The organism is Mesorhizobium sp. P2_E10 (assembly GCF_056404235.1).
The window spans coordinates 624,354-650,236 of sequence record NZ_JBFUEK010000002.1; the positions used below are offsets into that span (position 1 = coordinate 624,354).

The 25,883-nt window shown below is 62.7% G+C and carries 29 protein-coding genes and 1 tRNA gene; 16 read left to right on the forward strand and 14 right to left on the reverse strand.

Annotation, left to right across the window (positions count from 1 at the left end; all coding sequences use genetic code 11):
* The first annotated feature begins 78 nt into the window (after nucleotides 1-78).
* Complete coding sequence (locus tag AC1D0N_RS07725; protein WP_477242836.1) at nucleotides 79-2,220, forward strand: sodium-translocating pyrophosphatase; 2,142 nt, start codon at nucleotides 79-81, stop codon at nucleotides 2,218-2,220.
* A gap of 188 nt (nucleotides 2,221-2,408) precedes the next feature.
* On the opposite strand, the gene AC1D0N_RS07730 is transcribed toward AC1D0N_RS07725, so the two are convergent.
* Complete coding sequence (locus tag AC1D0N_RS07730; RefSeq protein ID WP_477242837.1) at nucleotides 2,409-2,927, reverse strand: outer membrane protein assembly factor BamE; 519 nt, start codon at nucleotides 2,925-2,927, stop codon at nucleotides 2,409-2,411.
* A gap of 114 nt (nucleotides 2,928-3,041) precedes the next feature.
* Between AC1D0N_RS07730 and AC1D0N_RS07735 the strand changes: the two genes are divergently transcribed.
* The 7 genes from AC1D0N_RS07735 to AC1D0N_RS07765 all read left to right on the forward strand — a co-directional run bounded on the left by AC1D0N_RS07735 (nucleotide 3,042) and on the right by AC1D0N_RS07765 (nucleotide 7,824).
* Nucleotides 3,042-3,599: a ubiquinol-cytochrome C chaperone family protein gene (locus AC1D0N_RS07735; RefSeq protein WP_477242838.1), complete on the forward strand. Its 558-nt coding sequence runs from the start codon at nucleotides 3,042-3,044 to the stop codon at nucleotides 3,597-3,599.
* On the forward strand, nucleotides 3,596-4,144 hold the full coding sequence (locus tag AC1D0N_RS07740) for a YceD family protein (RefSeq protein WP_477242839.1): 549 nt from the start codon (nucleotides 3,596-3,598) through the stop codon (nucleotides 4,142-4,144). Before AC1D0N_RS07735 ends, AC1D0N_RS07740 begins: the two co-directional genes overlap by 4 nt.
* A gap of 122 nt (nucleotides 4,145-4,266) precedes the next feature.
* Nucleotides 4,267-5,337 (forward strand): phosphate acyltransferase PlsX, encoded by a 1,071-nt coding sequence (gene plsX / locus AC1D0N_RS07745; protein ID WP_477242840.1) that lies wholly within the window; start codon nucleotides 4,267-4,269, stop codon nucleotides 5,335-5,337.
* 9 nt (nucleotides 5,338-5,346) lie between these two features.
* On the forward strand, nucleotides 5,347-6,318 hold the full coding sequence (locus AC1D0N_RS07750; protein ID WP_477242841.1) for a beta-ketoacyl-ACP synthase III: 972 nt from the start codon (nucleotides 5,347-5,349) through the stop codon (nucleotides 6,316-6,318).
* A gap of 102 nt (nucleotides 6,319-6,420) precedes the next feature.
* Nucleotides 6,421-6,744 (forward strand): integration host factor subunit alpha, encoded by a 324-nt coding sequence (locus tag AC1D0N_RS07755; protein ID WP_477242842.1) that lies wholly within the window; start codon nucleotides 6,421-6,423, stop codon nucleotides 6,742-6,744.
* Between the two features lie 134 nt (nucleotides 6,745-6,878).
* The gene (locus AC1D0N_RS07760) at nucleotides 6,879-7,421 is read left to right on the forward strand and encodes a MerR family transcriptional regulator (protein ID WP_477242843.1); all 543 of its coding nucleotides are present in this window, start codon (nucleotides 6,879-6,881) and stop codon (nucleotides 7,419-7,421) included.
* Between the two features lie 100 nt (nucleotides 7,422-7,521).
* Nucleotides 7,522-7,824, forward strand: a complete 303-nt coding sequence (locus AC1D0N_RS07765; RefSeq protein ID WP_477242844.1) for a hypothetical protein — start codon at nucleotides 7,522-7,524, stop codon at nucleotides 7,822-7,824.
* Nucleotides 7,825-7,898: 74 nt separating this feature from the next.
* On the opposite strand, the gene AC1D0N_RS07770 is transcribed toward AC1D0N_RS07765, so the two are convergent.
* From AC1D0N_RS07770 to AC1D0N_RS07785, 4 genes are all read right to left on the reverse strand, one after another.
* A complete protein-coding gene (locus tag AC1D0N_RS07770) occupies nucleotides 7,899-8,177 on the reverse strand; it encodes a hypothetical protein (protein WP_477242845.1) in 279 nt (92 codons plus the stop codon).
* Nucleotides 8,178-8,349: 172 nt separating this feature from the next.
* Nucleotides 8,350-9,348 (reverse strand): ATP-grasp fold amidoligase family protein, encoded by a 999-nt coding sequence (locus AC1D0N_RS07775; RefSeq protein ID WP_477242846.1) that lies wholly within the window; start codon nucleotides 9,346-9,348, stop codon nucleotides 8,350-8,352.
* 194 nt (nucleotides 9,349-9,542) lie between these two features.
* On the reverse strand, nucleotides 9,543-9,746 hold the full coding sequence (locus AC1D0N_RS07780) for a hypothetical protein (protein ID WP_477242847.1): 204 nt from the start codon (nucleotides 9,744-9,746) through the stop codon (nucleotides 9,543-9,545).
* Between the two features lie 165 nt (nucleotides 9,747-9,911).
* A complete protein-coding gene (locus AC1D0N_RS07785; RefSeq protein ID WP_477242848.1) occupies nucleotides 9,912-10,526 on the reverse strand; it encodes a hypothetical protein in 615 nt (204 codons plus the stop codon).
* 310 nt (nucleotides 10,527-10,836) lie between these two features.
* Here AC1D0N_RS07785 and AC1D0N_RS07790 point away from each other — a divergent pair, with 310 nt between their 5' ends.
* The gene (locus AC1D0N_RS07790; protein WP_477242849.1) at nucleotides 10,837-11,118 is read left to right on the forward strand and encodes a helix-turn-helix domain-containing protein; all 282 of its coding nucleotides are present in this window, start codon (nucleotides 10,837-10,839) and stop codon (nucleotides 11,116-11,118) included.
* 176 nt (nucleotides 11,119-11,294) lie between these two features.
* Nucleotides 11,295-11,753: a YbaK/EbsC family protein gene (locus AC1D0N_RS07795; protein ID WP_477242850.1), complete on the forward strand. Its 459-nt coding sequence runs from the start codon at nucleotides 11,295-11,297 to the stop codon at nucleotides 11,751-11,753.
* 619 nt (nucleotides 11,754-12,372) lie between these two features.
* Here AC1D0N_RS07795 and AC1D0N_RS07800 read toward each other — a convergent pair.
* Complete coding sequence (locus AC1D0N_RS07800) at nucleotides 12,373-12,522, reverse strand: hypothetical protein (protein ID WP_477242851.1); 150 nt, start codon at nucleotides 12,520-12,522, stop codon at nucleotides 12,373-12,375.
* Between the two features lie 191 nt (nucleotides 12,523-12,713).
* Here AC1D0N_RS07800 and AC1D0N_RS07805 point away from each other — a divergent pair, with 191 nt between their 5' ends.
* The 3 genes from AC1D0N_RS07805 (at nucleotide 12,714) to AC1D0N_RS07815 (ending at nucleotide 14,096) form a co-directional block, all read left to right on the forward strand.
* Entirely contained in the window at nucleotides 12,714-12,905 is a 192-nt protein-coding gene (locus AC1D0N_RS07805; RefSeq protein ID WP_477242852.1) for a hypothetical protein, read from the forward strand.
* 558 nt (nucleotides 12,906-13,463) lie between these two features.
* Entirely contained in the window at nucleotides 13,464-13,763 is a 300-nt protein-coding gene (locus tag AC1D0N_RS07810; RefSeq protein WP_477242853.1) for a DUF1236 domain-containing protein, read from the forward strand.
* A 132-nt stretch (nucleotides 13,764-13,895) separates the two neighbouring features.
* The gene (locus AC1D0N_RS07815) at nucleotides 13,896-14,096 is read left to right on the forward strand and encodes a hypothetical protein (protein ID WP_477242854.1); all 201 of its coding nucleotides are present in this window, start codon (nucleotides 13,896-13,898) and stop codon (nucleotides 14,094-14,096) included.
* A 288-nt stretch (nucleotides 14,097-14,384) separates the two neighbouring features.
* On the opposite strand, the gene AC1D0N_RS07820 is transcribed toward AC1D0N_RS07815, so the two are convergent.
* The 5 genes from AC1D0N_RS07820 to AC1D0N_RS07840 all read right to left on the reverse strand — a co-directional run bounded on the left by AC1D0N_RS07820 (nucleotide 14,385) and on the right by AC1D0N_RS07840 (nucleotide 19,122).
* Nucleotides 14,385-14,461: transfer RNA gene (locus AC1D0N_RS07820), tRNA-Pro, on the reverse strand.
* 36 nt (nucleotides 14,462-14,497) lie between these two features.
* The gene (locus AC1D0N_RS07825; protein ID WP_477242855.1) at nucleotides 14,498-15,805 is read right to left on the reverse strand and encodes an O-antigen ligase family protein; all 1,308 of its coding nucleotides are present in this window, start codon (nucleotides 15,803-15,805) and stop codon (nucleotides 14,498-14,500) included.
* On the reverse strand, nucleotides 15,802-17,337 hold the full coding sequence (locus tag AC1D0N_RS07830; RefSeq protein ID WP_477242856.1) for an undecaprenyl-phosphate glucose phosphotransferase: 1,536 nt from the start codon (nucleotides 17,335-17,337) through the stop codon (nucleotides 15,802-15,804). Before AC1D0N_RS07830 ends, AC1D0N_RS07825 begins: the two co-directional genes overlap by 4 nt.
* Nucleotides 17,338-17,422: 85 nt before the next feature.
* Complete coding sequence (locus AC1D0N_RS07835) at nucleotides 17,423-18,553, reverse strand: glycosyltransferase family 4 protein (protein WP_477242857.1); 1,131 nt, start codon at nucleotides 18,551-18,553, stop codon at nucleotides 17,423-17,425.
* A gap of 5 nt (nucleotides 18,554-18,558) precedes the next feature.
* On the reverse strand, nucleotides 18,559-19,122 hold the full coding sequence (locus AC1D0N_RS07840) for a polysaccharide biosynthesis/export family protein (RefSeq protein ID WP_477242858.1): 564 nt from the start codon (nucleotides 19,120-19,122) through the stop codon (nucleotides 18,559-18,561).
* A 265-nt stretch (nucleotides 19,123-19,387) separates the two neighbouring features.
* Here AC1D0N_RS07840 and AC1D0N_RS07845 point away from each other — a divergent pair, with 265 nt between their 5' ends.
* Nucleotides 19,388-21,565, forward strand: a complete 2,178-nt coding sequence (locus AC1D0N_RS07845; RefSeq protein ID WP_477242859.1) for a GumC family protein — start codon at nucleotides 19,388-19,390, stop codon at nucleotides 21,563-21,565.
* A gap of 107 nt (nucleotides 21,566-21,672) precedes the next feature.
* On the opposite strand, the gene AC1D0N_RS07850 is transcribed toward AC1D0N_RS07845, so the two are convergent.
* The gene (locus AC1D0N_RS07850; protein WP_477242860.1) at nucleotides 21,673-22,902 is read right to left on the reverse strand and encodes a GNAT family N-acetyltransferase; all 1,230 of its coding nucleotides are present in this window, start codon (nucleotides 22,900-22,902) and stop codon (nucleotides 21,673-21,675) included.
* Nucleotides 22,903-22,993: 91 nt separating this feature from the next.
* Here AC1D0N_RS07850 and AC1D0N_RS07855 point away from each other — a divergent pair, with 91 nt between their 5' ends.
* A complete protein-coding gene (locus AC1D0N_RS07855) occupies nucleotides 22,994-24,052 on the forward strand; it encodes a polysaccharide deacetylase family protein (RefSeq protein WP_477242861.1) in 1,059 nt (352 codons plus the stop codon).
* A 5-nt stretch (nucleotides 24,053-24,057) separates the two neighbouring features.
* On the opposite strand, the gene AC1D0N_RS07860 is transcribed toward AC1D0N_RS07855, so the two are convergent.
* The gene (locus tag AC1D0N_RS07860; protein ID WP_477242862.1) at nucleotides 24,058-24,273 is read right to left on the reverse strand and encodes a DUF2842 domain-containing protein; all 216 of its coding nucleotides are present in this window, start codon (nucleotides 24,271-24,273) and stop codon (nucleotides 24,058-24,060) included.
* A gap of 152 nt (nucleotides 24,274-24,425) precedes the next feature.
* On the opposite strand from AC1D0N_RS07860, the gene AC1D0N_RS07865 reads away from it, so the two are divergent.
* Nucleotides 24,426-25,517 carry a COX15/CtaA family protein gene (locus AC1D0N_RS07865; RefSeq protein WP_477242863.1) on the forward strand — a complete coding sequence of 364 codons (1,092 nt, stop codon included), beginning with the start codon at nucleotides 24,426-24,428 and terminating at the stop codon, nucleotides 25,515-25,517.
* Nucleotides 25,518-25,536: 19 nt separating this feature from the next.
* Here AC1D0N_RS07865 and AC1D0N_RS07870 read toward each other — a convergent pair whose 3' ends face one another.
* Complete coding sequence (locus tag AC1D0N_RS07870; RefSeq protein ID WP_477242864.1) at nucleotides 25,537-25,854, reverse strand: hypothetical protein; 318 nt, start codon at nucleotides 25,852-25,854, stop codon at nucleotides 25,537-25,539.
* Nucleotides 25,855-25,883 lie beyond the last annotated feature (29 nt).

Sequence of the window (25,883 nt, forward strand, 5' to 3'; positions counted from 1 at the left end):
CGCCTGGCGGCATCCGCTCTCCGTCTCAACGGCCCAGGGAGGGGTTCTTTTGGGCCACCAATCGAGGAAAATTCGGCAATGACCATAATTTCCGCTGTCATCGCCTGCGGCCTGCTTTCGATCCTTTACGCCATCTGGGCGACGCGTTCGGTCCTTGCGGCCGATCAGGGCAATGCACGCATGCAGGAAATCTCCGCGGCCATCCGCGAGGGCGCGCAGGCCTATCTGGCGCGCCAGTACACCACCATCGCCATGGTCGGCGTGGTCGTGCTGCTGCTCGCCTGGTGGCTGCTTTCGATCACCGCTGCGATCGGCTTCCTGATCGGCGCCGTGCTGTCGGGCGCTGCCGGCTTCATCGGCATGCACGTCTCGGTGCGCGCCAATGTGCGCACCGCGCAGGCGGCTTCCAACAGCCTCGCCGCTGGTCTCGACATCGCCTTCAAGTCGGGCGCCATCACCGGCATGCTGGTGGCCGGCCTCGCACTGCTCGGCGTTTCGATCTACTACCTCATCCTGACCCACTTCATGGGCCTCGAGCCCAACGATCGCATCGTCATCGACGCGCTGGTTTCGCTCGGCTTCGGCGCCTCGCTGATCTCGATCTTCGCCCGTCTCGGCGGCGGCATCTTCACCAAGGGCGCCGATGTCGGCGGCGATCTCGTGGGCAAGGTTGAAGCCGGCATTCCGGAAGACGATCCGCGCAACCCGGCCACCATCGCCGACAATGTCGGTGACAATGTCGGCGACTGCGCCGGCATGGCCGCGGACCTGTTCGAGACCTACGCGGTGACCGTTGTCGCCACCATGGTTCTGGCCGCCATCTTCTTCGGCGGCACCGCCGCCCTGGGTGCGGCGATGCTCTATCCGCTGGCCATCTGCGGCGCCTGCATCCTGACTTCGATCGTCGGCACCTTCTTCGTCAAGCTCGGTTCCAACGGCTCGATCATGGGCGCTCTCTACAAGGGCCTGATCGTCACCGGCCTGTTGTCGATCGTCGGCCTCGGTGTCGCCACCTCGGCAACCCTCGGCTGGGGCGAAGTCGGCACCGTCGCCGGCATGGTCATCACCGGCAAGAACCTGTTCATCTGCGGCCTGATCGGCCTGGTGGTGACCGGCCTCATCGTGGTGATCACCGAATACTACACCGGCACCGGCAAGCGTCCGGTGAACTCCATCGCCCAGGCCTCGGTGACCGGTCACGGCACCAACGTCATCCAGGGCCTTGCGGTGTCGCTGGAATCGACGGCGCTTCCGGCGATCGTCATCGTCGGCGGCATCATCTCGACCTACCAGCTCGCCGGCCTGTTCGGCACGGCGATCGCGGTCACCACCATGCTCGGCCTTGCCGGCATGATCGTAGCCCTCGACGCCTTCGGCCCGGTCACCGACAATGCTGGCGGCATTGCCGAAATGGCCGGCCTGCCCAAGGAAGTGCGCCAATCCACCGACGCGCTCGACGCGGTCGGCAACACCACCAAGGCGGTGACCAAGGGCTACGCCATCGGTTCGGCCGGCCTCGGTGCGCTGGTGCTGTTCGCCGCCTATTCGAACGATTTGAAGTTCTTTGCCGCCAATGGCGACAAATATCCCTACTTCCAGGGCATGGGCGATGTCTCCTTCGACCTCTCCAACCCTTACGTCGTCGCCGGCCTGATCTTTGGCGGCCTGATCCCGTATTTGTTCGGCGGCATCGCCATGACGGCCGTCGGCCGCGCGGCGGGCGCCATCGTCGAGGAGGTGCGCAAGCAGTTCCGCGAGGATCCGGGCATCATGGCCGGCACCTCGAAGCCGAACTATGCGCGCGCCGTCGACCTGCTGACCAAGGCGGCGATCCGCGAAATGATCATCCCGTCGCTGCTGCCGGTGCTGGCACCGCTGGTCGTCTATTTCGGCGTGCTGCTGATCTCGGGTTCGAAGGCGTCTGCTTTTGCCGCCCTCGGCGCCTCGCTGCTCGGCGTCATCGTCAACGGCCTGTTCGTCGCCATCTCGATGACCTCGGGCGGCGGCGCCTGGGACAACGCCAAGAAGTCCTTCGAGGACGGCTTTGTCGACAAGGACGGCGTCAAGCACTTGAAGGGTTCCGAGGCGCACAAGGCTTCGGTGACCGGCGACACGGTCGGCGATCCCTACAAGGACACGGCCGGTCCGGCGGTCAACCCGGCGATCAAGATCACCAACATCGTCGCGCTGCTGCTGCTGGCCGTGCTCGCGCACGGCTGATCAGCGCCCAACGCTCGAAAACAAACCCGCGGGAGCAATCCCGCGGGTTTTTCTTTGCGTGTTGGGAGATTGATGTCTGGCGACCATAGCTTGCCGTCTCAAAACAAAAACCCGTGGGATTGCTCCCACGGGTTTTTGGTCGCCTGAGGTGGTGCTGCTTTCCCTGGAGGGAACGCAGAATCTGGTGATCAGGGCGTGCCGCCGCCGCCGGGCAGGCCGGGCGCCAGCTTGCTGGCGCCGTTGATGATCTGGCTGAGGAAGTTCTGGTCCTTGCCGCCGGTCGGCGTGGTGCGCGAGATGAAATCGAACATCTTGCCGTCCTTCAGGCCGTAATTGGCGATCTGGGTGACACGGCTGTCAGGGCCGAAATAGACCGCCAGCACTTTCTGATCGACCAGCCTCGGCTTGTCGAAGGCGACGTAGCGCTTGCGCGTCTGCGAAATGTAATAGAACGCCTCGTTGTCGAAGGTCGCCGTCGTCGACGGCGTGCCAAGCGCCAGGAGCACCTGTTCGCGGCTGGAACCGACCGGAACCGAGTCGACCGCCTGCTGATCGATGACATAACCCTGAGTCAGCGTCTCACTCGGATTGAGATCGCCGATCATCTTGGACGAGTTGCAGGCGGAGAGCGCCGAAGCGATCACCAGCAGCGAAATCGCGCCGGCAGGCATGGGTAAAAAAGTCGACTTGAATTTCAGCGCGCGCAACTACAACTCCATAAGCTGGCCGCAACTTGCGCTGGGCCGCAAAACCGGTAAACCAGCTTGCTTGCCGATGCAACAAGGCCCATTCAACATACGGTCCCCAGGAGACCACCCTCAATGTTCCAGCGCCTTTTTGGCCGCGAACGTCACGCCAACCGCGCTATCACCGAGGCGCTTTACGCACAAATCGTGGCAGCGGCGCGGCAGACTTTGTTTTATTCCGAATGGAATGTGCCGGACACGCCGCTCGGCCGTTTCGAGATGCTGTCGCTGCACATGTTCCTGTTTCAGCACCGGCTGCGCGGCGAGAGCGGCGTTGCCGCGGAGGTGGCGCAGGTGCTGATCGACGAGTTTTTCCTGGATGTCGAGCATTCGCTGCGCGAACTCGGCATTGGCGACGTCGGCGTGCCGAAGCGCATGAAGAAACTGGCGAAAATGTTCTATGGCCGCACTGCCGCCTATGACGACGCGCTGGAGCGCGACGACCGCGAAGCGCTTGCTGTAGCCCTTGCCCGCAATATCAGGCCCGACGCCGGCGCCTGGCCGCAAGCAGCGCTGCTGGCGTCCTATGTCGTCAATGTCGACCAGCGCCTGGCGGCACAGCCGACCGAATCGATCGTTTCCGGCACGCTGGTGTTTCCTGTCCCAGGCCAGGCTGAAGGAGGAATCCGATGAACCCTGCGGATCTCCCAAGCCCCGTCTCCTTCAAGGCAAATGTCGCCCGCCTGCCGCACAAGGGCCTGATGGTGGTGGTCGACGCCGATGCCGCGCAGCGCATCGCTCTGGCCGAAGAGCACGATCTGCTTTCGGTCGAAAGCTACCGAGCCGAACTGCTGGTGGCGCCGTGGAAGCGCAATGGGGTCAAGGTCAGCGGCCATGTGGTGGCCGACATCACGCAGGCCTGCATCGTCACCCTCGAACCGGTCGCGGCGCACATCGAAGAGCCGGTCGATGCACTGTTGCTGCCGGAGCAGTCCAAGCTTGGGCGGCAGGGCTTTGACGGCGGCGGCGAAATCCTGCTGGATGCCGAAGGGCCGGACAGCCCGGAGACATTTTCCGGCGACACGATCGATGTCGGGGCGCTCGCCGAACAGTTCTTCGGACTGGCCATCGACCCTTATCCGCGCAAGCAAGGTGTATCCCTGGACGCCGTTGGCGATTCGGAGCCCGCGGAGAGCGATTTCCAGAAAAAGCTGCGATCCTTGTTGGGAAAATCCTAAAAGCCGATCCAATATTAGAAAAGTCGGTTGTGCGGCAGCCCAAAACCGCTATTTTCGCCGAACCTTCGCGAGCCCCGTATTTCGCGAGGCCGCTGGCCCCAAGCAAGTGAGATGAACACCGCGTGATCAGGATTTCCATCGATGCCATGGGCGGCGATCACGGACCAGGCGTGGTCATCCCGGCGCTCATGACGGTCGCTACAAGGCGTCCTGATATCCGCTTCATCATCTACGGGCGCGAGGACGTGGTGCGCCCGGAGCTCGCCAAATTTCCCAAGCTGGCCGATGTCAGCGAGTTCGTCCATTGCGAGATCGCCGTCAGGATGGACGACAAGCCGAGCCAGGCACTGCGCCACGGCCGCTGGAAGTCGTCGATGTGGAAAGCCGTCGAGGCGGTCAAATCCGGCACGGCGCAAGCCTGTATCTCGGCCGGCAACACCGGCGCGCTGATGGCGATGTCGAAATTCTGCCTGCGCACCATGGCGACCATCGACCGTCCGGCGATCGCGGCGATCTGGCCGACAATGCGTGGCGAAAGCGTGGTGCTGGACGTCGGCGCCACAATCGGCGCCGATGCGCACCAGCTCATCGATTTTGCCATTCTCGGCACCGGCATGGCGCGTTCGGTTTTCGGCATCGACCGGCCGAAGGTCGGCCTGCTCAATGTCGGCGTCGAGGAGATCAAGGGCCAGGAAGAGGTCAAGGAAGCCGGGCGCATGCTGCGCGAGGCCAATCTGGCCTCGATGAACTATCACGGTTTCGTCGAGGGCGACGACATCGGCAAGGGCACGGTCGACGTGGTCGTCACCGAAGGCTTTGCCGGCAACATCGCGCTGAAGACGGCGGAAGGCACGGTGAGGCAGATCGCCGGCTATTTGCGCGCGGCGATGAGTAGGACGCTGATGGCGAGGATCGGCTACGTCTTCGCCAAGGGCGCCTTTGACCGCTTGCGCGAAAAGATGGATCCCGGCCGCTCCAATGGCGGCGTCTTCCTCGGGCTGAACGGCATCGTGGTGAAAAGCCATGGCGGCGCCGATTCGAATGGTTTTGCGGCGGCGATCGAGCTTGGCTACGACATGGTGCGCAACAATTTGCTTGACCGCATCGAGGCCGACCTCGATCTGTTCCATGCGCGCAATCCGCATGCCCAGGCAAACAGGAAATCCGACGTCGTTGTCGACGCGAAGGAATAGGACAGAGCTTTGATCAGATCAGTCGTGCGCGGCACCGGTGCCGCGCTGCCCCGCCGCATCATGAAGAATGCCGACTTCGAAGGCATGGTCGAGACCTCCGACGAGTGGATTGCCCAGCGCACCGGCATCCGCCAGCGCCATATCGCGGCCGATGACGAGACGACGGCTTCGCTGGGCGAGGCTGCGGCGCGTGCCGCCCTCGACAGCGCCGGCCTGACGCCAGCCGATATCGACCTGATCGTGCTGGCGACATCGACGCCCAACAACACCTTTCCGGCGACCGCCGTCGAGATCCAGAACCGGCTCGGCATGCATCATGGCTTCGCCTTCGACATGCAGGCGGTGTGCTCGGGCTTCGTCTACGCGGTGACCACCGCCGACCTCTATATCCGCGGCGGCCAGGCCAAGCGGGTTCTGGTGATCGGCGCGGAAACCTTCTCGCGCATCCTCGACTGGAGCGACCGCTCGACCTGCGTGCTGTTCGGCGACGGCGCCGGCGCGATCGTCCTGGAAGCCGGCGAGGGGGAAGGCAGCATTGCCGACCATGGCGTGCTGGCGATGAGCCTGCGTTCCGACGGCGTCCACAAGGAGAAGCTCTTTGTCGACGGCGGACCATCGACCACCGGGACGGTCGGCCATCTCAGGATGGAAGGTCGCGAAGTCTTCAAGCACGCCGTCGGCATGATCACCGACGTCATCGAGGCGACGTTCTCTCAGGCCGGTATCACCGCCGCCGACCTCGACTGGTTCGTGCCGCATCAGGCCAATAAACGGATTATTGACGCTTCGGCCAAAAAGCTCGGGATAGAAGAGCGAAAGGTGGTGGTCACCGTCGATTTGCACGGTAACACCTCGGCTGCTTCTGTGCCGCTGGCTCTCTCAGTGGCGGTCGCCGACGGCCGCATCAAGAAGGGTGATCTGGTGCTGCTCGAGGCGATGGGCGGGGGCTTCACCTGGGGCGCGGTGCTGGTCCGCTGGTAAGTGCCGAACGGACGGGTTCGGTCCTTGACCTTGCCGGATCAATTACTTAGGCTCTGCCTTTGCTTGTATCGATTTATGTTTTTGAGCTGATGGGACGGTCGCATGGGGGGAAAGACACTTACGCGCGCCGACCTTGCCGAAGCTGTTTACCGCAAGGTCGGTTTGTCGCGCACGGAATCGGCTGAGCTTGTCGAAGCGGTTCTGGACGAGATTTGCGAAGCGATCGTTCGCGGCGAGACGGTGAAGCTGTCGTCCTTTGCGACGTTCCACGTCCGCTCCAAGAATGAGCGCATCGGCCGCAACCCGAAGACCGGCGAGGAAGTGCCGATCCTGCCGCGCCGGGTGATGACCTTCAAGTCGTCGAACGTGCTGAAGAGCCGCATCTTGCGCTCTCACCAGAACAGCAAGGCCAAGGGCAGCAAATAGGCACCGCCTCAAAGCTGTGGTTGAAAACGGTGGTCCTCTTTGACGCCGGGCTTGAATGTTGTTTCATAAACCGCTGAAATAAAGCTCGATTCGGCAAAATGAGCCGGATCGCCGTCCAGCGAGAGGATTCGCCCATGGACAAGAGCCCCGATGCTTTCCGCACCATCAGCGAGGTCGCCGAGGATCTCGACCTGCCGCAGCATGTGCTGCGCTTCTGGGAAACGCGTTTCAACCAGATCAAGCCGATGAAGCGCGGCGGCGGCCGCCGCTACTACCGGCCGCAGGATGTCGAACTGATCAAGGGCATCCGTCATATGCTCTACGACCAGGGCTATACGATCAAGGGCGTGCAAAAACTGCTGCGCGAGAACGGCAACCATTTCCTGGTCGCCATCGGCAATGGCGACATGGCGGCGGTCGAGGCGATCTCGCAGCGCCGGCAGGCCGACGCCGTGCCGCTGACGCCTGCGGCCCAGCCGCGCGGCATGGACGACGAGATGCTGGTCGGCCAACCCAAGGTGAAACCCAGCCGCCGCTTCTTCGGCCTCGGCAAGACCGACGACGAAGGTCCTGTCCAGCCGGGCGCGTCGAAACTGTCGCGCGACAACCGCGCTTTGCTGCAGGAGGCGCTGTTCGACCTTCTCGAGTGCAAGCGCCTGCTGGATCAGGTGCGCTGACCGCAGGCCGATCGCTGCGTCAGCGCCTTGTTCCTCCAAAAGCCGGAACCGGCTTTGCAGCCATGCGTTACCTCTCCTTCTGCAATGAAGGAAACACATCATGGCATCGCTTTCGACCATCACCGATATCGACCTGGACAAGCAGGTCGCTGTCCTTTCCAAGGAGTTGGCTGCACTGCGCAAGGTCGTGGCCAAGCGGGGCGGCGCCTATTACGAAGACGGGCGTGATGCCGCGTCGGACTATTATGCGCAGCTTGCCGACCGCATCAGTGACGCCTTGCCCGCGATCAGGAAGCAGGGCAGGGCGATCGAAAGGACGGCGCGCGATCATCCCGCGACTGCCGCTGCCGTGGGCCTAGTGGTGGTCGGGCTGGTCGCCAGCCTGCTCTTCAGCCGCAGGTAGCGGCGCTCTGTACCGGACACAAGAAAATGGCGGCCGTCCCGCGGACGACCGCCATTTCCTTGATCGGCAGTCGATTACTTCGCGAGCTTGATCTTGCCCTGCGGCGAAACCTGCGCGGTCTGGCTGCACTTGCCATAGACGGTGCCGTTCTTGTCGGTGGCGTCCGTGTAGGTGCCCTTGCACTCGATCTCGAGCACCAGACAGTGGCCTGCGCCCTTGCAAACCGCGCCGCCGTCGCCGGTGGGATGCGTGCCATTGGCGAAAGCCGAGCCCGGCACCGAGATCGAGCCGAGCGCCGAAATGGCGACAGCAGCGGCAAGGGACAGGCGCTTGAAGTTCGAATAGTTGGTCATTTGAGCATTTCCTTCTCTGGATCGTGGATCGCCGTTGTGGCGTCCTTCTGGATTGGGATCGCCTTCTTGGCGTCCATGCCGACTTGGTGCGGCCCAGAGGGGAAAGGTTCACGCGGCGGTTCAAACTTTTTTGAGCGCCGCAGGCATCAAAGCGTCATTCTCGGCGTCAATTTCAGGCTTCGCAATCTGCCGGTATCTGTCGGGAATGGCCGGCATCGATCATGCATTTGGCGTGCAGCGCGCCAGCATAGAAGCGCGCCAGACCGCTGTGCCGCCGCCCCATGAAATGCGACCGATCGAGCCGCCAGAGCCGCTCGATTTCGCCGGCGAACGCCGGATTGGTGGTGGTGCCATAGCCGGCGCCGGGATAGACGACGATCTCGCCGGCATAGAGACGATGATCGGTGACCAGGAAGTCGATGCGGAGGTAGTCGAGGTCGCCGGCGATGGCAGGGGCGATCGACACCGCCTGGCGGACATAGCTGAGAAGTCGCGCATTGACGGGCACCGCCTGATCCTCGCGGGGATAGTCCGGATCGCGCCCGGGCAATGGATTGGCGTCTCGATCCAAGAGCAGCGAACGCTCCGCAGCCTTATCTTCGACCCAGGCATGCGTTACCACGCCGCCGCAGACATGCACCTTGATATCGGTTGCGATCCTTGCGCCGGAGAGCGCCAGCCGCTCTTCCACGAACACGGTGCGAACGATCGGCCAATAGGCCCATTCGCCATCGCGGCGGCCATAGCGTTTTCTCAGCCAGTGCTTCGCCTTGGCGACGATGAAGCCGGGATTGGGGTCGCCACTGGCAACGAATATGTTCATCGCGCAGCCGTGGTTTGTCTTAACGACGACATCGCCGGCCAGCAGGTCGCGAGGAATGTCTATGGCGTCGCGTCCGGACCAGAGCGTCCGCGGCAAGGCCAGTTCCGGGCAGGCGTCGCGGATATGGGCCTTGGCCGCGAGCTTGTCGGTCAGCGTCACGAACAGTGGATTGCGGTCGAAGATTTTTCGCCAGAGCAATCGCTCGTGATAGCTCTCAGGGGCGGCCGGATTGGGCAAATAGCCCAGCTTCATGACGAACCGAACGACCAGGGCCGGGTGGCGAAGCGTCAGCAGCAGGCGCGCAACAACCAGAACGAGACGGTGTCTGACCGGGATGTTGGCCTTCACTAGGGATACCTCTCGGGAAAGTCCCTGTCAGGCCGGCAAGCGGGCCGATCGACCCGAAGTCATCCCCCTAGCATACATCACCCTGGCCGCATCAAGCCCTCATTTGGCGAGGCGAGCACGGCGCATGAAAAACCAGCAGAAAGGCAGCCTGGTTAGAGGTCCAAAGCCAGCCTTCCCACTGGACAAGACGGATACTAAATCTTCTTCGCAACCACCTTCTTGTGATGATGATGGTGGTGGTGGTGGTAGTGATGCCAGTGATGCTTGTGGTGATGACGATGATGGTGGTGATGCTTCTTGTGCAGCGGCGCTGCATCGGCGCTGCTGGCGCCGATGACCGGCAGCGAGACGGCCAGGGCAAAAGCCAGGCCGAGGGCCGACAGGAGAGACTTCTTCATGACTTCGGTTCCTTTTCTGCGCGGACCGCCTTTGAGGGGCACCGGATCATGCCGGTGATATGAGCGCCGCGATTGGAACTATCCTCCTGGATTTTTTCGACAGGTTTTCCCGACTGTAGAATTTTGTTTCCGGATTGTGTCCGAGGGGTTCACGGGCTCGACACCTCACATCGGCGGCACGATGCCGTTGTTTCCGACGACGACCCTGGCGGAGGTGAGTGCGCCACCGCTGCCCCGCTCGGCGGTGAGAAACACTGTCGCGCCGGGCTTGAGGTCGCCAGGGACGGCCGGGGCGAAGGTGACGATCGGCGTCGTTTGCGGAATGGCGATCTGCTTCTTCTGGCCATTGTCATAGGTAAGCGTCACCGTCCGGCCATCGATGTTGGTGACATCGGCGACAGTGCCGTTGGTCATGCGACTGTTGGGCTGCAGATCCCACGGGCGGTCGCCTTCGCCGGCACCCTTCAGAGCAGCCGGAAAGACCACGACTTCCAGCGCGCCGCTGCCGCCGTCGGTTTTCGAGACCGACGCGATGCCGAGGAAGTCGCCTTGCTTGATGTTCTGGGCGGATGCCTTGGCGACGCCGGAGATTTTCCACCCCTGTGCCAGCGTGATCGCATCCGTGTTGCCCTCGCGGGTCTTCACCGTCAGCGTCGATCCGGCAAAACCGACCGCCGTGCCGCGCACGCGCGTGGTGTCCGCTGCCTGAGCCGCGACGAGGCTGGTGCCGGCGAGGCTTGAAATCGTGCCGAGCACGATCGCGAATGTCTTCAAATTCATGGGTTTTGTCCTTCTGCGAAAAGCTGGCCAGGGTGGTTGGCCAGGATGGTTGGTTTGCCAGCCACAGCAGTTCAACGAACGGGCGGCCTGAAACCGTCGAACAATTCGATCCGCAGTCCTTCAAAAGAATTTGATGGGACAGTCTTTGAGGAGCGCCGGCTTCGTCGGCAAGACGGCCGTTCCAGCGTTGGTTCACGATGCCGTGACGCTTCCATTGCCACTTGGCAAATAGTTAGTGAGCAGGCATTCTCCCGCGTCTCAGGCAACACCCATGATTTGATCCAAACCCTTTCAGCCCACGGAGTTGCCAATGCCCCAAAATGCAAAACGCGAAGCCCTCTCCGAACTGGCGGCGACTGACATTGCGCCCGACCACAGCGCGCTGCGCGCCATACGGGAAAGCCGGGGATACAGTTTGGAAGAGCTGTCCCTGACATGCGGCCTGTCGACCGATGAGATTGCCAACATCGAGAACGGCAAGGATCATGATCCGTCGAGGCTTCGACGCATCGCCGCGGCACTTCGACTTCCGGAAAGTGCGCTGATCGATCCGGCAGTGCTGGCGCAACCCGCGGAAAGGCGAGCCGTCTGATAGCAGCGACGGCAAGCGTCTTCTCAACACGCCCGCCACGGTTTGCCCTGGCGGGCTTTTTGTATTCGAGCGGCTTGTTCTCGCCGCGGGCGTCGAAAGGCGGCAAGGTTGCCGCCGGTTGATGGGGAAGCTATCCAGTAAGCTCCAGCCCCCATTTCGAAGGAAACAACGGCGAAATGAGTCTTGAATCGGTCCGTGCCTTTCTCGCTGCCCGTGCCCCCGACGTCGAGGTCCTCGTGACGGAGGCCAGCTCGGCGACGGTGGCTCTGGCGGCAGAGGCGCATGGCGTGACGCCGGCGCAGATCGCCAAGACGATCTGCCTGCGCGTTGGCGATCAAACGATGCTCGTCGTCGCCAGCGGGATTTCCCGGCTGGACAACCGCAAATTCAAGGACCGCTTCGGCGGCAAGGCGCGCATGCTGGACGCCGAGCAGGTCTTCGCTGCGACAAGCCATCCTGTCGGCGGGGTCTGCCCGTTTGGTCTGCCGGCGCCGCTCCCGGTCTATTGCGACGTGTCGCTGCGCGGCTTTGACGAGGTTGTGCCCGCGGCAGGCGCAACCAACGCAGCCGTGCGGCTCAACCCGCAGCTTATGGCGCAAATCGTCGACGCCGAGTGGGTCGATGTCTGCCAGTAGGGTGATGCGCGGGACGGGTGTTTCCTGGGCATGTTAGAATCCGGTGCATAACATCCACCTGCTGTCCATTAGTCCTTGCTGATGTATCTGCCCCAGACTAGCATCGCGCGGGGCTTTCAGAAGGCGAAATGCTAAAGCGGATCGTAGCGCCGACCAAAACCAGTTCGCGCCAATTCAACTTTCTCGTTCCTGACGACGTCATCGACGCTGTCGCGCGATATATCGACTGCTGTGCTCCCGGACGCATCATCTCAACGTTTTCGGCAGTTCAGTTGGTGCGGGATACAGTCTGCGATTGCGAGCTATCGGACGATCAGATCGAGCGCTACGTGGTCCTGTTCGCAGCGGACCAGGGCCTCGCGGTGCATTTCGATCGGAGAGGAAACCAACGGGATCTCTTTTCGAGCCTGGCCAGGAGTCACTGGCACCTCTTGCCGATCTGGCAAATCAACAGCGTGTCGGCATCGCCGCACTTGTTCCACCGGCCGCCGTCAGGCGGTTCGAGCGGCTTTCGTTCGGGGAACAACAAGGCGCCTGCGGGCACCCTTCGATAACAACTAGGGTCGAACCGACGACAATCACGAAACAGGTCGCTAGTTCGTGATTGGCGGGATCCGCCTCAATGACGCTTGAAATACTGGACTTCGCGTTCATGTTTTTCGGCGGCCTCGCGGTTATCAAAAGTACCGAGATTGCGTCGGCGGCCGGTCTTTTCATCCTTCTTGCGCGAATAGAGACGGTATTTCCCGGATTTGAGCTTTCTGATCATTTGTCGCTCCCAACAAACAGTGGAAGGCCCGGCAGTCACGGAGCCATCCGCGGGACGAAAACGAAACCCGGCGGCGATGGTTCCTATTGAAGGCCGCTCGAAAAATGCAAGCGTATGTCTTTTTTAATTGAAAGACCCGTTTTGACGGACATAAAAAACGGCGTTCCCCATTGCTTTCTAAGGAGGTTGCGGTGGACAACGTGACAGGCAGAGACAAGGTCCGTGCTTGTGTTGAAGTGGTTGAGGCCTGCGGCGAATGGTTCGTCCGCGTGGTCGAGGAAGACCAGGAACTTACCCGCTCATTCGAATTGGAGGCATTCGCGCTCGTGTTCGCGGAAGGCCAGCGGCGACGTCTAGGGCTTGCCGACTTCGCGCGGGTCTAGACGAGGCTTCTTCACGCAAAAGCGACGACCGCGTTCATATCAGTCCAGGCATGCACAATAGGCCAAGGAGGCTTGCGATCAACACGGTGAGCGGCACCGCCAGGACCAGCCCAGTTTCCCAAAATCGGGTTTCCTTATCGTTGAACATTAGGTCCGCCTCTCCCTCACCAAAATGCGGGTTCGCTCGCCATCCCGCCGTAGCGGGCGAACCCCTATTGGCGCAGGAATGGTACACAGCTGCGCCAATGTGCAAACTGTCAGCCAAGGGCCAATCCAATCACCATGACGGTGATGGCCACACCGAAGATTGGTGCGAGCAACCAGCGCGCTTGGCCAACACTCCTATCCATGAATTCCTCCCGTTGAAGACGTGAAACAACGGCTGCAGATGGGGCCTCGTTCCGGCCAGCGCGCTTGGTAAGACCATTGCTTGTCATCATCAGACCTAGGTCTGACTCACTTCCGACCGAAGTCCAGCCCGGGGAACATTTTTTCGCAGGTCCGGTTGGTTTTGCGCGGAGCCAATATCGCTCTGCCGAGCCCAGAAAGGAGCAGATTATGAGAACCCATCTTACCAGCACCGCTGCGGCGGTTTTGTTGCTTGCCGGTCTCGGCGCAGCCGCGGCCGAGGACATCATCATTCAGCCGGAACAGGAAACGGTCATCCGGGAATACGTGAAGAAGCAGCCCCTGGCTTCGTTGAAGCTGCCCGGTGTGGAACTCAATATCGGCACGGCTCTCCCCGATACGGTGGAGCTTCATGAAGTTCCGAATGTGAAGTACCGCTACACCGTGATCGACAATCGGACGGTGGTGGTCGATCCGGGCACGCACAAGATCATCAAAGTCTACGACTGAACACAGCAGACGGCTGCAGCCCGTCGCCCATTGGGGCGACGGGAGTGCGGGTGTTATCACTGGTCAGTCCTGCATATCTAGCATCCTCTAGGCGACTAGTTTGCTGCTCCAAACCCCCTGACGAGGAAGGCCATGGCTTCGACCGCAGCGTTGATCTGGTATTTGGTAGTCGCCGGTCCGCAAGGGGGAATGGCCATTCTGCCCGGCTCTTTCGACACACATGAACAATGCGCTGCTGCTATCACCGAATATCAAAAACAGCCGGCGCCTGCCGGTTGGTCGCTGCTGTGCGTGCCGAGCGCGTCACCTTTTGCCAAGGGGGCGGCGGAGTAAGCAATTTCAGCACCACCACGCAAGCGACAGAACGACGCCTGCGAAGGCCAGCCAGGCCGTTGCATTATCAACCATTGACGGACTTAGCATTTCGGGTTCCTTGGGAGCGATTGGTAGGCGAATTCCGGAATCGCAACGTGCACGGATGCAGAACATTCGCGCGGTTAGTTCGGGACTTTTTCGGGACTCCGGGTTCCGAAACGGGCGATATGGGCGCCTTTCGTTCCGAAAACGAGAAAAGGCGCCGGAGGGCGCCTTCAATAAAAACTAGGGATTTCAAGGAACTAATGGTCGGAGTGGCCGGATTCGAACCGACGACCCCTTGACCCCCAGTCAAGTGCGCTACCGGGCTGCGCTACACTCCGGACCGGTCGCGATGTATCGTGATAAGCCGGTTCGGGTCAACCGAATTCGGCGGCTTTTCTGCTGGATGGATTTGGCGCCTTCGGCACGGGCTGCAGCGCCGGCCGCAACAGCCGCTGGTGGCGGTATTCGAGCGCGATGGCGCCCCAGATCAGGCCGAGCAGCAGATAGACGTGGCGCCAGTGGTCGATGTCGATGAAGGTGCCGAGCCCGATATTGCCGATGAAGGCGACATAGGCGCACAAGAGATAGGGCTGCCATGGCCGGTCGCGCAAAAGGATGCGGAAGCCGGCAGCGATCGTCCACAAGGTCAGCGACAGGAAAGAGACGAAGCCGAGCCAGCCATAGTCCATCAGCGTCTTCAGCCAGATGTCGTGCGTGTCTTCGCCAAAGATCGTGCCGAAGACCAGCGGGCCGATGCCGAGCGGATGTTCCAGCGCCATCTGGAAGCCGATCGTGTAGCGGGCGAAGCGGCCAAGGCGAGCGGTGTCATAGCTTTGTTCGAGCTGGGCGCGGCTGGAAAACATCTCGGAAACGCCGGGAAGCTGCAGAATGACGATCATCGCGATCACCAGCAGCGCAAGTGCCGCGATGGTCATGACGACGACACGCAGCCGGAACCTGCCGCTGTTGCTTTGCAGGAACAGGCAGCCGGTGAGCAGGATTGCCGAGACGGCGAACATGCCCCAGGCGCCGCGCGAGAACGAGAAGAAGATGCCGGCGGTGATGATCAGCAGCGGCACCGCCAACAGCGGCATGCGCGCGATCGACCCGGTCAGCAGGAGATAGAGCAGATAGATGCCGGGCAGCACCAGGAACGGCCCGAACACATTCGGATCCTGAAAAGCGCCCTGGGCGCGGTCGTATCTGGTGAAGATATCGGCGCCGGGGAAAGCGTGGAAATAGCCGGCAATGCCGAGCAGCGAAGTCGCTACCGCGGAGAAGACATAGGCGATGAAGATCAGCCGGTAGAGGTTGGGCTGCACCGCTGTCACCGAGGCGAAGAACACCGCGGTGAAGGCGAGGAACAGCGACACGGCGAGATAGAGCGGCGTGTTGGCGAGGTCCGACATCTGCGTCATCGCGATCATGCCGCCGATGTTCATCGTCAGCAACAGCACCAGCAGCGGCACCGCCGCGCGCGAGATGCGCAGGCCAAACAGCGCCCACACGCCGATCAGCCCGACCATGTAGAGATCATAGGGTGCCGGCTCGTCGATGACGAAACCGGAGAGAAACACGCCGAGGAACACCGCGCCCGACGCAATCAGCGCGATCAGCTTGGCGTTGACCGCCGAAGGCGGCAACGTGTTGACCGCGGCCGGCGCATGCGTGAAGGCGTTCAATACGCGTTTTCCGTGTTGAGCAGCCGCACCGGCGTCAACAGCAGGATGCGCAGATCGAACAGCAGCGACCAGTTCTCGATGTAGTAGAGGTCGTACTCCGTGCGCATGCGGATCTTTTCGTTGGTGTCCATCTCGCCGCGCCAGCCATTGATCTGCGCCCAGCCGGTGACGCCGGGCTTGACCTTGTGGCGGGCGAAATAGCCGTCGACCACCTCGTTATAAAGGAGGTTGTGCGACTGGGCGGCAATGGCGTGCGGGCGCGGACCGACCAGCGACAGCGAGCCGAGCAGCGAGTTGAAGAACTGCGGCAGCTCGTCGATCGAGCTCTTGCGGATGAAGCGGCCGACGCGGGTGACGCGCGGATCGTTCTTGGTCACCGTCTGCTTGGCGGTCGGGTCCGAGCGGTCGGTATACATCGAGCGGAATTTGTAGACCTCGATGATCTCGTTGTTGAAGCCGTGCCGCTTCTGCCTAAACAGCACCGGTCCCTTGCTGTCGAGCTTGATGGCGATGGCCGTGGCCAGCATGACCGGCGAGAACAGGATGATGCCGATGATCGAGAAGATGATGTCGAAGGCGCGCTTGGCAACCGAATCCCAGTCGTTGATCGGCCGGTCGAAGATGTCGAGCATCGGCACCGAGCCGATATAGGAGTAGGCGCGCGGGCGGAACTGCAGCGCGTTCGAATGCGCCGACAGCCGGATGTCGACCGGCAGCACCCACAGCTTCTTCAGCAGCTGCAACACGCGCGATTCGGCGGTCAGCGGCAGCGACACGATCAGCATGTCGATGCGCGCGATGCGGGCAAACTCGATCAGCTCGGAAATATTGCCGAGCTTGGGATAGCCGGCAACGATGGGCGGTGAGCGTTTGTCGTCGCGGTCGTCGAAGATGCCGCAGATGCGGATGTCGTTGTAAGGCTGCTTTTCGACCGAACGGATCAGCTGCTCCGCTGCCTTGCCGCCGCCGACGATGACGGCGCGGCGCTCCATGCGCCCGTTGCGCGCCCAACTGCGGATCAGCTTCGACATCACCAGCCTGAGGCAGAAGATCAGCACGAAACCGACGACGAACCAGGCGCCGAAAAGCAGGCGCGAATAGTCCTCGGATATCTTGAAGGTGAACGCCGTCAGCGCCATCAGCGCATAGGTGCCGGCCCACACCAGCAGCATGCGGCCGAAATTGGCGATCGGCCGCATCAAGGCGACGATCTGGTAGCAGTCGCTGACGTCGAGCAGCACCACGGCGACGAACGAGGCGGCGGCGATGGTCAGCGGATACTGCCAGGCGAGATAGTTGAAGAAGCCGACATAGTGGAAATAGAGCAGGAGTCCGGACGCGAACAGCAGCCCGAATTCGACCAGGCGCAACACGCCGCTGACCATGATCGGCGACATCGTATCGCGCCGGTACTGTGAAGCGACCTGACGGGCGACAATGTTCAGGCTGCCGGGCGCATCGCCTTCAGCAGGACTCTCGAGTTTGCGCACCGCGTCGGCAGAAAAACGGCGCGTGGGGTCGATTTCGTTCATGGAACTTTCCCGCGGGCTTCGCCCAACTGGATTAGCAAAAGAGAGCTAAGAAAGCCTTGAAGCAACAGGTGGCTTTGGAAAGGGTTCAGCGCCCGAGGGCGGCGAAGTAGGCTTTCTCGATCTCGGCCGCCATGACGTCGGCGCCGAAGCGCGCCTTGAGGTCGGCGGTGCCGGGCATCAGGCTGATGTAGGCGCCGAGGTCGGCCAGCGCTTCGCTGACCTTGTCGCCGAGCTGCTTAGGGTCGGGGCGGATCAGGGCAGGGGAGGTCTCGCCGAAAATCTCCGGTATGCCGCCAACGGCTGTGGCGATCATCGGCATGCCTGCCGCCAGCGTCTCTAGCACGATATAGGGCATGGCTTCCGCGCGGGACGGAACGACGACCAAATCGGCCAGCGCAAAGGCATCCCTTGCCGGCATCGGCGGCAGGAAGCGGACTTGGCCGTCGAGCCCGAGCCGCTTCACTTGTGCGTGATAGCGCGGCAGGTCGTCGCCATCGCCGACCATCACGGCGCTCAAGCGACGGCCAAGCCGGGTTGCGGCCAGCACCAGCGCATCGATGAAAATGTCTGGCCCTTTGAGGTCGCGCATCATGCCGATGTAGAGCAGGTCGGCAGCATCCGGCACTGTGCCGACCGGTTCGAATTCGGCGGCGCGCAGGCCGTTATAGACCAGCCTGTTGGGGATCGGCGGCTCGCCGACTTTCCGGCGATAGGTTCGCCTCTCATAATCGGAGACAAACAGCAGGCAGTCGGTGAAGCGGCCCATGAAGCGTTCGAGCGCGAAGAACAGTTTTCCCGTGGCCGTGGTTTCGTCATAGTGGAGAGAGCCGCCATGCGGCGAATAAAGGCGGGCTACGCGAGACCTTGATACCCGCAACAATGAGCCGAACAAACGGGCATAGGCGCCACCCTTGGCGCCGTGCCCGTGAAGCACGTCCGGCCGCAATTCCTTGATAATCTTGTAGGTGCGCCAGGCCGAGGCGAGGTCGCCCGGCCCGACATGACGCTGCATCGGCGTGCGATGGATGCCGAGCGCCAGGCTGCCTTTCATCTGTTCGAACAGGTGTTCCTCGAAATCGCCACCCGTCGTCGAATCGCAGACGATGCCGACGGAATGACCGGCGGCGACCTGCGCCTCGGTCAGGTCGCGCACATGCCGAAAAATCCCTCCGACGGGTGAGCGAAAACAGTGGACGATCCTGAGCGTGTCCGCCACGTGGTCTAGAACAGGCGTTCGCGGACGTAGACGGTGTCACCGGGCAGCAGCGGGTCGGAGGTGACCACGCGCCCGGTCATCACCTTGCCGTTGATGTCGCGGGTGATGTCGACGCTCTCCTGATTGGCGCGCGGCGAGAAGCCGCTGGCAATCGCGATCGCCTTCTGCACGGTCAGGCCCGGCACGTAGGAATACTGGCCGGCGGCACCGACTTCGCCCATGACGAAGATCGGCCGGTAGCGGTCGATCTCGACCGACACATCGGGGTCGCGCAGATAGCCCTGGCGCAATTTGTCGGCGATCTCTTTCTCCAGCTGTACGGCCGTGTGGCCACGTGCCGGCACGGCGCCGACCAGCGGGAAGGAGAGGTAGCCGGACTGGTCGACGCTATAGGTGTTGGTCAATCCCTCCTGCTCGAACACGGTGACGCGGACACGGTCGCCGGCGCCAAGGCGGTAGGGCTGATCGAGCACTTCGTGGAACGCCGCTGGCGTCGGCCTGTAGCTGGAGCAGCCGGCAAGCATCGACACGGCAAGCAGAGCGCGAAAGAGGGAAGCAGTGCTTTTCATGAGCGGACACGAACCTTCATCACTCTGGCCGCCAGGACATCGCGGCAAACCTTAAGGGATCCGGGTTCGTTATCATCCCGTTAGGGTTAATGGCCGGTAAAGGGGCGCGGCCGATGTGGCGGCAATCGATAGAAACCGGCTTGTTTTCCGGTCGTTGTTTGCCGCCTGCGCGCCAAACTCTGACGGCTGCTTACTGCGTTCTTAACGGCTGAGTTACCATAGTTGTTTACCGTGCAATCTAGACTCAGTACCGGAGCAGGAATGCATGTCCGTTCAGTCCGCGGCCGCAGATGTCGATGTCGATCTCAGGCAGCTCTTCGCAAGTCTTGCGAGGAACTGGCTGCGTATTCTTGTGGTCACGCTGGTGGTGACAGGGCTGGCGTTCGCCTTTGCCTGGCTCGCCACGCCGCACTACAAGGCCACGACGCTGCTGAAGATCCAGATGAACGAATCGGCCTTCACCCGTCCTGCCGGCACCAATGACGACGACAAGCCGGTCCTTGATGCGGAAGGTGTGGCCACCGAGGTTCAGGTCATTTCCTCATCCGATATCCTCAATAAGGTGGCCGAACAGCTCAATTTGGCAAATAAGCCGGAGTTCGACGATGCGTTGAACATGTCGCCGGTTACCCGCTTTCTGGTCATTGCCGGCCTGAAAAGCGATCCGGAAGAAATGCAGCAGGAAGAGCGCGTGCTGAAGAAGATGCGCGACAAGCTCAATGTCTACGGCGTCGAGAAGACGCGCGCCATCGCCATCGAATTTTCCTCCGAAGATCCCAAGCTTGCCGCCGACATTCCGAACGCCATTGCAGCCGCCTACATCGCCTACCAGGCGGCGGCGAAGACCAAATCGAATTCCGCGGCCACGGCCTTCCTGGGGCCGGAAATTACCGACCTGCAGGCGCAGGTGAAAGCTGCCGAGGCCAAGGTTGCTGCCTACCGGGCGCAGTCGGACCTGTTGATGGGTGGCAACAATTCAGTGCTGGCGACACAACAGCTGTCCGAGCTGTCGAGCGAACTGTCGCGGGTGCGCGCCAATCGCGCCGCGGCCGAAGCGACTGCCGACAGCGTGCGCAAGGCATTGCAGAACGGCGCCTCGCTGGATGCGGTGCCGGAGGTGCTGTCGTCCGATCTGATCCAGCGCTTGCGCGAGCGCCAGGTCGAGCTGAAGACCAACATCGCCGACCTCTCCACCACCTTGCTCGACAACCATCCGCGCATCCGGGCGCTGCGGTCGCAGCTCGCCGATCTCGACGGCCAGATTCGCAACGAGGCGCAAAAGATCATGCGCGGATTGTTGACCCAGGCGCAGACGGCCAAGGCCCGTGAAAGCCAGCTCATCGCCGACGTCAATACGCTCAAGGCTGCATCGGCGCGCGCCGGCGAGGAACAGGTCGAACTCGATGCGCTTCAGCGCGAAGCGACCGCCCGGCGCCAGCAACTCGAATCCTACATGACCAGCTTCCGTGAGGCGTCCTCGCGCAAGGACCGCAATTATCTGCCGGTCGATGCCAGTGTGTTTTCCGAAGCGCGGATGCCGTCGGAGCCTTATTTCCCCAAGATCGTCCCGATCGTCGGCGCGGCTTTCGTCGGTTCGCTACTGCTTATGGCGATCGTGACGCTTCTCCAGGAATTGTTCTCCGGTCGCGCCATGCGCCCGGCCCCCGGCGCCCGTTTCGAGCACATCGGGCAGGTTGCGATGCCGGCTGCTCGCCAGGAGCCGGCGATTGTCGAGATCGCGAAACAGGACGAGCAACCGGTTTTGGCTGAAACCGCCGCGGAACCGGCAGCGGCTGCCGTGGCGGAAACGGCTGCCGCGAGGGCCGAGCCGGTGCGCTCCAGCCTCGGCGAAGTCGACGTCGAAAAGGCAGCCGAAAAGCTGATCGCCAGCGGTGCGGCCCGCGCCATATTCGTGTCGCCGGAAGGCGACGAAGCGGCGGCCTCGGCGGTGCTGGTGGCGCGCGAAGTCTCCGACGCCGGGCTGCGCGTTTTGCTGCTCGATCTCACCGCTTCGGGCGCCGCCTCGCGGCCGATGCTCGACAGCGGGCTTTTCCCCGGCATCACCAATCTGCTCGCCTCCGAGGCGCAGTTCAGCGACGTCATCCATCCCGATCTCTATTCTGACTGCCACGTCATTCCCGTCGGCACCGCCGACCCGGTCCGCGCCATGCGTGCCGCCGACCGGTTGCCGATCATCATGCAGTCGCTGACCACCGCCTACGATCTGGTCGTCGTCGAATGCGGCCCCACCGACGCTCAAGGCATCAGCCGCCTGGTGGGCGAGGGCACCGAGGTCTTCCTCTCCATGCTGGAACCCCATGACGAGGTGGCGCAGGCGGCGGTCAAGCTGATCGAGAACGGTTATCCCGAGCTCACGCTGGTGACGCCGATCGGCCACGAGACACCGGGAACGCCGGTGCCGGGACGACGTAGCGCCGCCTGAGATATGCGATACCTACTCTGGCGGCGCGGCGATTGGCGAAAGCAGGCGTGACATCCGATCTCCCCCGGAAGGGGGGAGATCAGGCAGTTTCTGCGCCGCATCCAGCTTCAGCTGTCGTCCTCGGCAGCCGCAGGCGCAGCCTGTCCGGCGGCCTTGCGGCGTAGCATCTTGGTCAGCTTCCAGATCGTCGGGCTGTTCTTGATGAAGGCCTTCAGTCGCGCGCTTTGCTGCAGCACAAGCGCCAGCGCGCGGCCTTTCAAGGTCAGGGGAACCAGCACCTCGAAATGCTGAGTCTCGATATCGCACCACAGCCGCTTGTAGGGTTCGTCGCCGACCGAGAAATCATAGACGTCGAAGCCCGTCTCGCAGGCCTCCTGGATGTTGTCGAAGAACAGGAAATCGCCGGGGCTGGTGTGGCCGAGATCGTCCTCGGCGATCGCCCCGAATTCGCAGATCAGTCGTTTGCCCGAACGGCTCGATCCGGTGATGGCGCGCAGCTTGCCGGCGACCTCGAGTCCATGCAGCACGAAGGGCGGGTTTTTCTCTTGAAGCGCTTCCACGAACAGCGCCCGGAAGAAGGAGCGCACTGGCGCGTCGCCGAACACATTGGCGATGCCCATCTTGCGGAAGCGGAATTCCTTCATCTCGAAGAAGGCGTCGAGCAGCCGGTTCACCTCGTCCGCCGTGCCGGCCGCGATGCGGCGGTAGCTGCCGACGGCTTCGAATTTTCGAGTCTGCGAACGGTGCTTCTTGCGCTTGCGCTTGCCGCTGGCGCGCGACAGCAAGGCATCGAAACCGCCTGCAAGGTCGACCGCGAGCGACAGATTGGGGCTCGGAAAATGCGGGAAGCTGGCAAGCGGATTGGCAGCGCCGTCGAGCTTCGGCAACAGCCGTTCCAGCGCGAGCAGGTCGATATCGGGCCGGGTCTTGCCGATTGCCGCCAGCATCGAGCGAATGGCCGAACCGTCCGGCTTGGCCAGCCAGCGCGGATCGGCGGCGGCGAAATTGCCATTGGCATGGCGGCCGGCCATGAAGCGGGCGACACGAAACGGGCCTGTGCGGGTGACTTCCAGCGCCAGCGCAAAAACCGGCCTGTCCTCAATGCTAAGGGTTGCCACGACAACGTCCGGGCCGGCCTGCGCCGTCCAGTTCCGGATCCACGACGCGCTCTGCGCCGGGGCGACCAAGGCCGAACGGCTGAATTCGCCATAGGCCGCAAGGGCTGTGCCGTCGGAGACCGAGGCCGACAGGCCGGCCTGGTCAACGGAAACCGCGCGCGGCGACGCTTCGGTTGCCGCAAGCCGATTGCCGTCAAATGACGCGGTGGCGTCAACCATACCTCAATCCTTAGGGCGTATTCATCGCGATTTGGAGGTTCGCATAGGCGCGTTCCGTGCTTGGATGAGCCTAGGCGTAAAAGGTGAATGAATGATCGACGGAGGCGAGGCAATCCGGAAACTGGCGCTCAATGTCGCCCGCTATACCGGCCTTGCACCGTTGGCCAAGCCGTTCGTCGGCGGCATCGGCGCCATCCTCATGCTGCACCGGGTGACCGCGACGCCGGAGAAACCGAATGGCGTCAACCGGCATCTCAACATCGCGCCCGACTTCCTCGACGCCGTGATCGCCGACATGAAGGCGAAAGGCTATGCCTTCGTCACGCTTGACGAGGCCATCGAGCGCATCAAGGCCGGCGGCAAGGGCGGCCAGTTCGCCACCATCACCGCCGACGACGCCTATCGGGACAACATGACCGAGGCGCTGCCGGTGCTGGAAAAGCATGGCGCGCCGATCACCATCTATGTCGCGCCGGGGCTGATCAATGGTGCCGCCGACCTGTGGTGGGACGTGGTCGAGGACATCGTCAACGCGCGCGACCGCTTGACGCTGCCGACGCCGGCCGGCCCGGTGACCATAGACTGCTCGACCCCAGGCAAAAAGCTCCAGGCCAATGCGCGCCTGCATAGCTATCTGACGCTGGAGATCCGCGAGGAGGACCAGCGCGCGGTGTTGCGCGACCTGGCGCGCGCCAACGGCATCGAGCTCGACGGGCTGCGCTCGAGCACGCTGATGAACTGGGACGATATCCGCACCATGGCGGCGCATCCGCTGGTGACGATCGGTGCCCATACGGTCAACCACCGCAATCTGAAGCGGCTTTCCGAAGCCGATGCCCGCCACGAGATCGGCGACGTTAGGTGTATTTTGCAGGCGGAACTGGGCGAGGAGCCGCGCCATCTCGCCTATCCCTATGGCTATGCCAGCGCCGTCGGCTGTCGCGAAGTCGGTTTTGCCCGCGATGCCGGCTATGCCTCGGCGGTGACGACGCGCCACGGCGTGCTGCGCGCCGAGCATTCAGGCTTCCTGCACGCGCTGCCGCGCATTTCGGTCAATGGCCGCTACCAGAGTGTCGCCCACATTCGCACCATGCTGTCGGGGGTAACGACGCCGCTGGCCAATGCCGGCAAGATGGTCGTAACGGTCTAGGCACGTCAGCTCTTCGCTGGTGGCTCCAGGATCAGCCACTTGATGATGCCCATGGCCGGCAGCACCCACAGCAGGCCGCTCAGCAGGAAGAACAGAAAATGCGCCAGCGGTCCCGACTGCGACAGCTGCGCGACCGCCACGATCGACGCGACCAGCGCGTAGACGATGACCAGTGCCACCAGCAGAAACGTTCCGATCAGCTTTTTCAGGCGAATGGGCATTGTCCGGCCTCTTGCAAGCGCCTCGAATAAGCCCTGGGACAGCGACGCGCAACCCGCGACAGACGGCGCGACGGCGTGCCGCGCCGTCCGGTCTTGTCAGCCGGGTTGCGATGGTTCACCAATCCGCGACTTCAAACCGTTGGAACAAGCCCATGGCTGCCATACCAGCTGCCGCGCCTTACATCGCTCGCGACCGCGACCTGCGCAACCGGGCGCTGGTGCGCGGCTGGCTCTATGTCGTGCTCCTGGTGCTGGTTGCGCTGGTGCTGGTCGGCGGCGCCACCAGGCTCACCGAATCCGGCCTGTCGATCACCGAGTGGCAGCCGATCCACGGCGTCATCCCGCCGCTCAACGACGCCGAATGGCAGGAGGAATTCCAGCGCTACCGGCAGATCCCGCAATATGCCGAGCTCAACAAGGGTATGAGCATCGAGGCGTTCAAGACGATCTTCTGGTGGGAATGGGCGCACCGCATCCTGGCGCGCAGCGTCGGCGTCGTCTTTGCCTTGCCGCTGCTGTTCTTCTGGGCGACGCGCCGCGTCGAACGCGGCCTGGGGCCGAACCTGCTGGGCATTCTCTTGCTCGGCGGCCTGCAGGGCGCCATCGGCTGGTGGATGGTGGCGTCAGGACTGGTCGACCGTGTCTCCGTCAGCCAGTACCGGCTGGCCACGCATCTGACGCTTGCCGCACTGATCTTCACCGCGACCATGGTCGTCGCGCGCGGGCTCGCCCCGCATTCGGAGCCCGCCGCCGACCGTTCGACGCAACGGCTGGCCGGCTTCCTGGTGCTGCTGGCGCTGATCCAGATCTATCTCGGCGGCCTCGTTGCAGGGCTCGACGCGGGCCTGAGCTACAACACCTGGCCGCTGATGGACGGCAAGATCGTGCCAGGCGACCTGCTGCTGCTCGAACCGGCATGGCGCAACTTTTTCGAGAATCCGAAGACGGTGCAGTTCGTTCACCGGGTCGGCGCCTACACGCTTTTCGCCGTGGCGCTCTGGCACATGATCGCCACGCGCTGGCGTCTGCCCGGCTCGACACATGCCCGTCGCGCAACGCTGCTCTTCCTGCTGGTGCTGGTGCAAGCCTCGATCGGCATCGGCACGCTGTTGATGCATGTGCCGCTGCACATGGCGCTAACACATCAGGGGTTTGCGCTGGTGGTGCTCGGCTTTGCCGCCGCGCACTGGCGCGGCACCAAGGGCGCTTATCCCTTGCCCAACCGGATCGCCGTCAGAGGCTGACGGCGGGCTCGCTGCTTCGTCAAATCCAGAGTACGGTCGACGTGTCTTTCGTCTCGCCGTCGAACTCGGCCTGGCGCAGCGCCGCGGCGGATGGGGCCGACTGGCCTTGGCCGGCAGCAGCGGCCTTGTCGGCGGCCTTGAGCGCATCGAGCTTGGCCTTGAGTGCCGCAATCTCCTGCTGCAGCTTGGCCGCCTGGACCTGATCCTCGACCGTCTTGGCCTCGTCTTCCTTGGCCTTGATCTGCTTTTCGAGCGCGGCCTCCTGCGAGGCGTTGCTCGACGCGCCGGACGAAGAAATCTGTGTCGCCTGGGACGAAGCCGAAATCGCGCTGACCATGGGAATTCCCTGAAAGGTGCCGGTCTTTC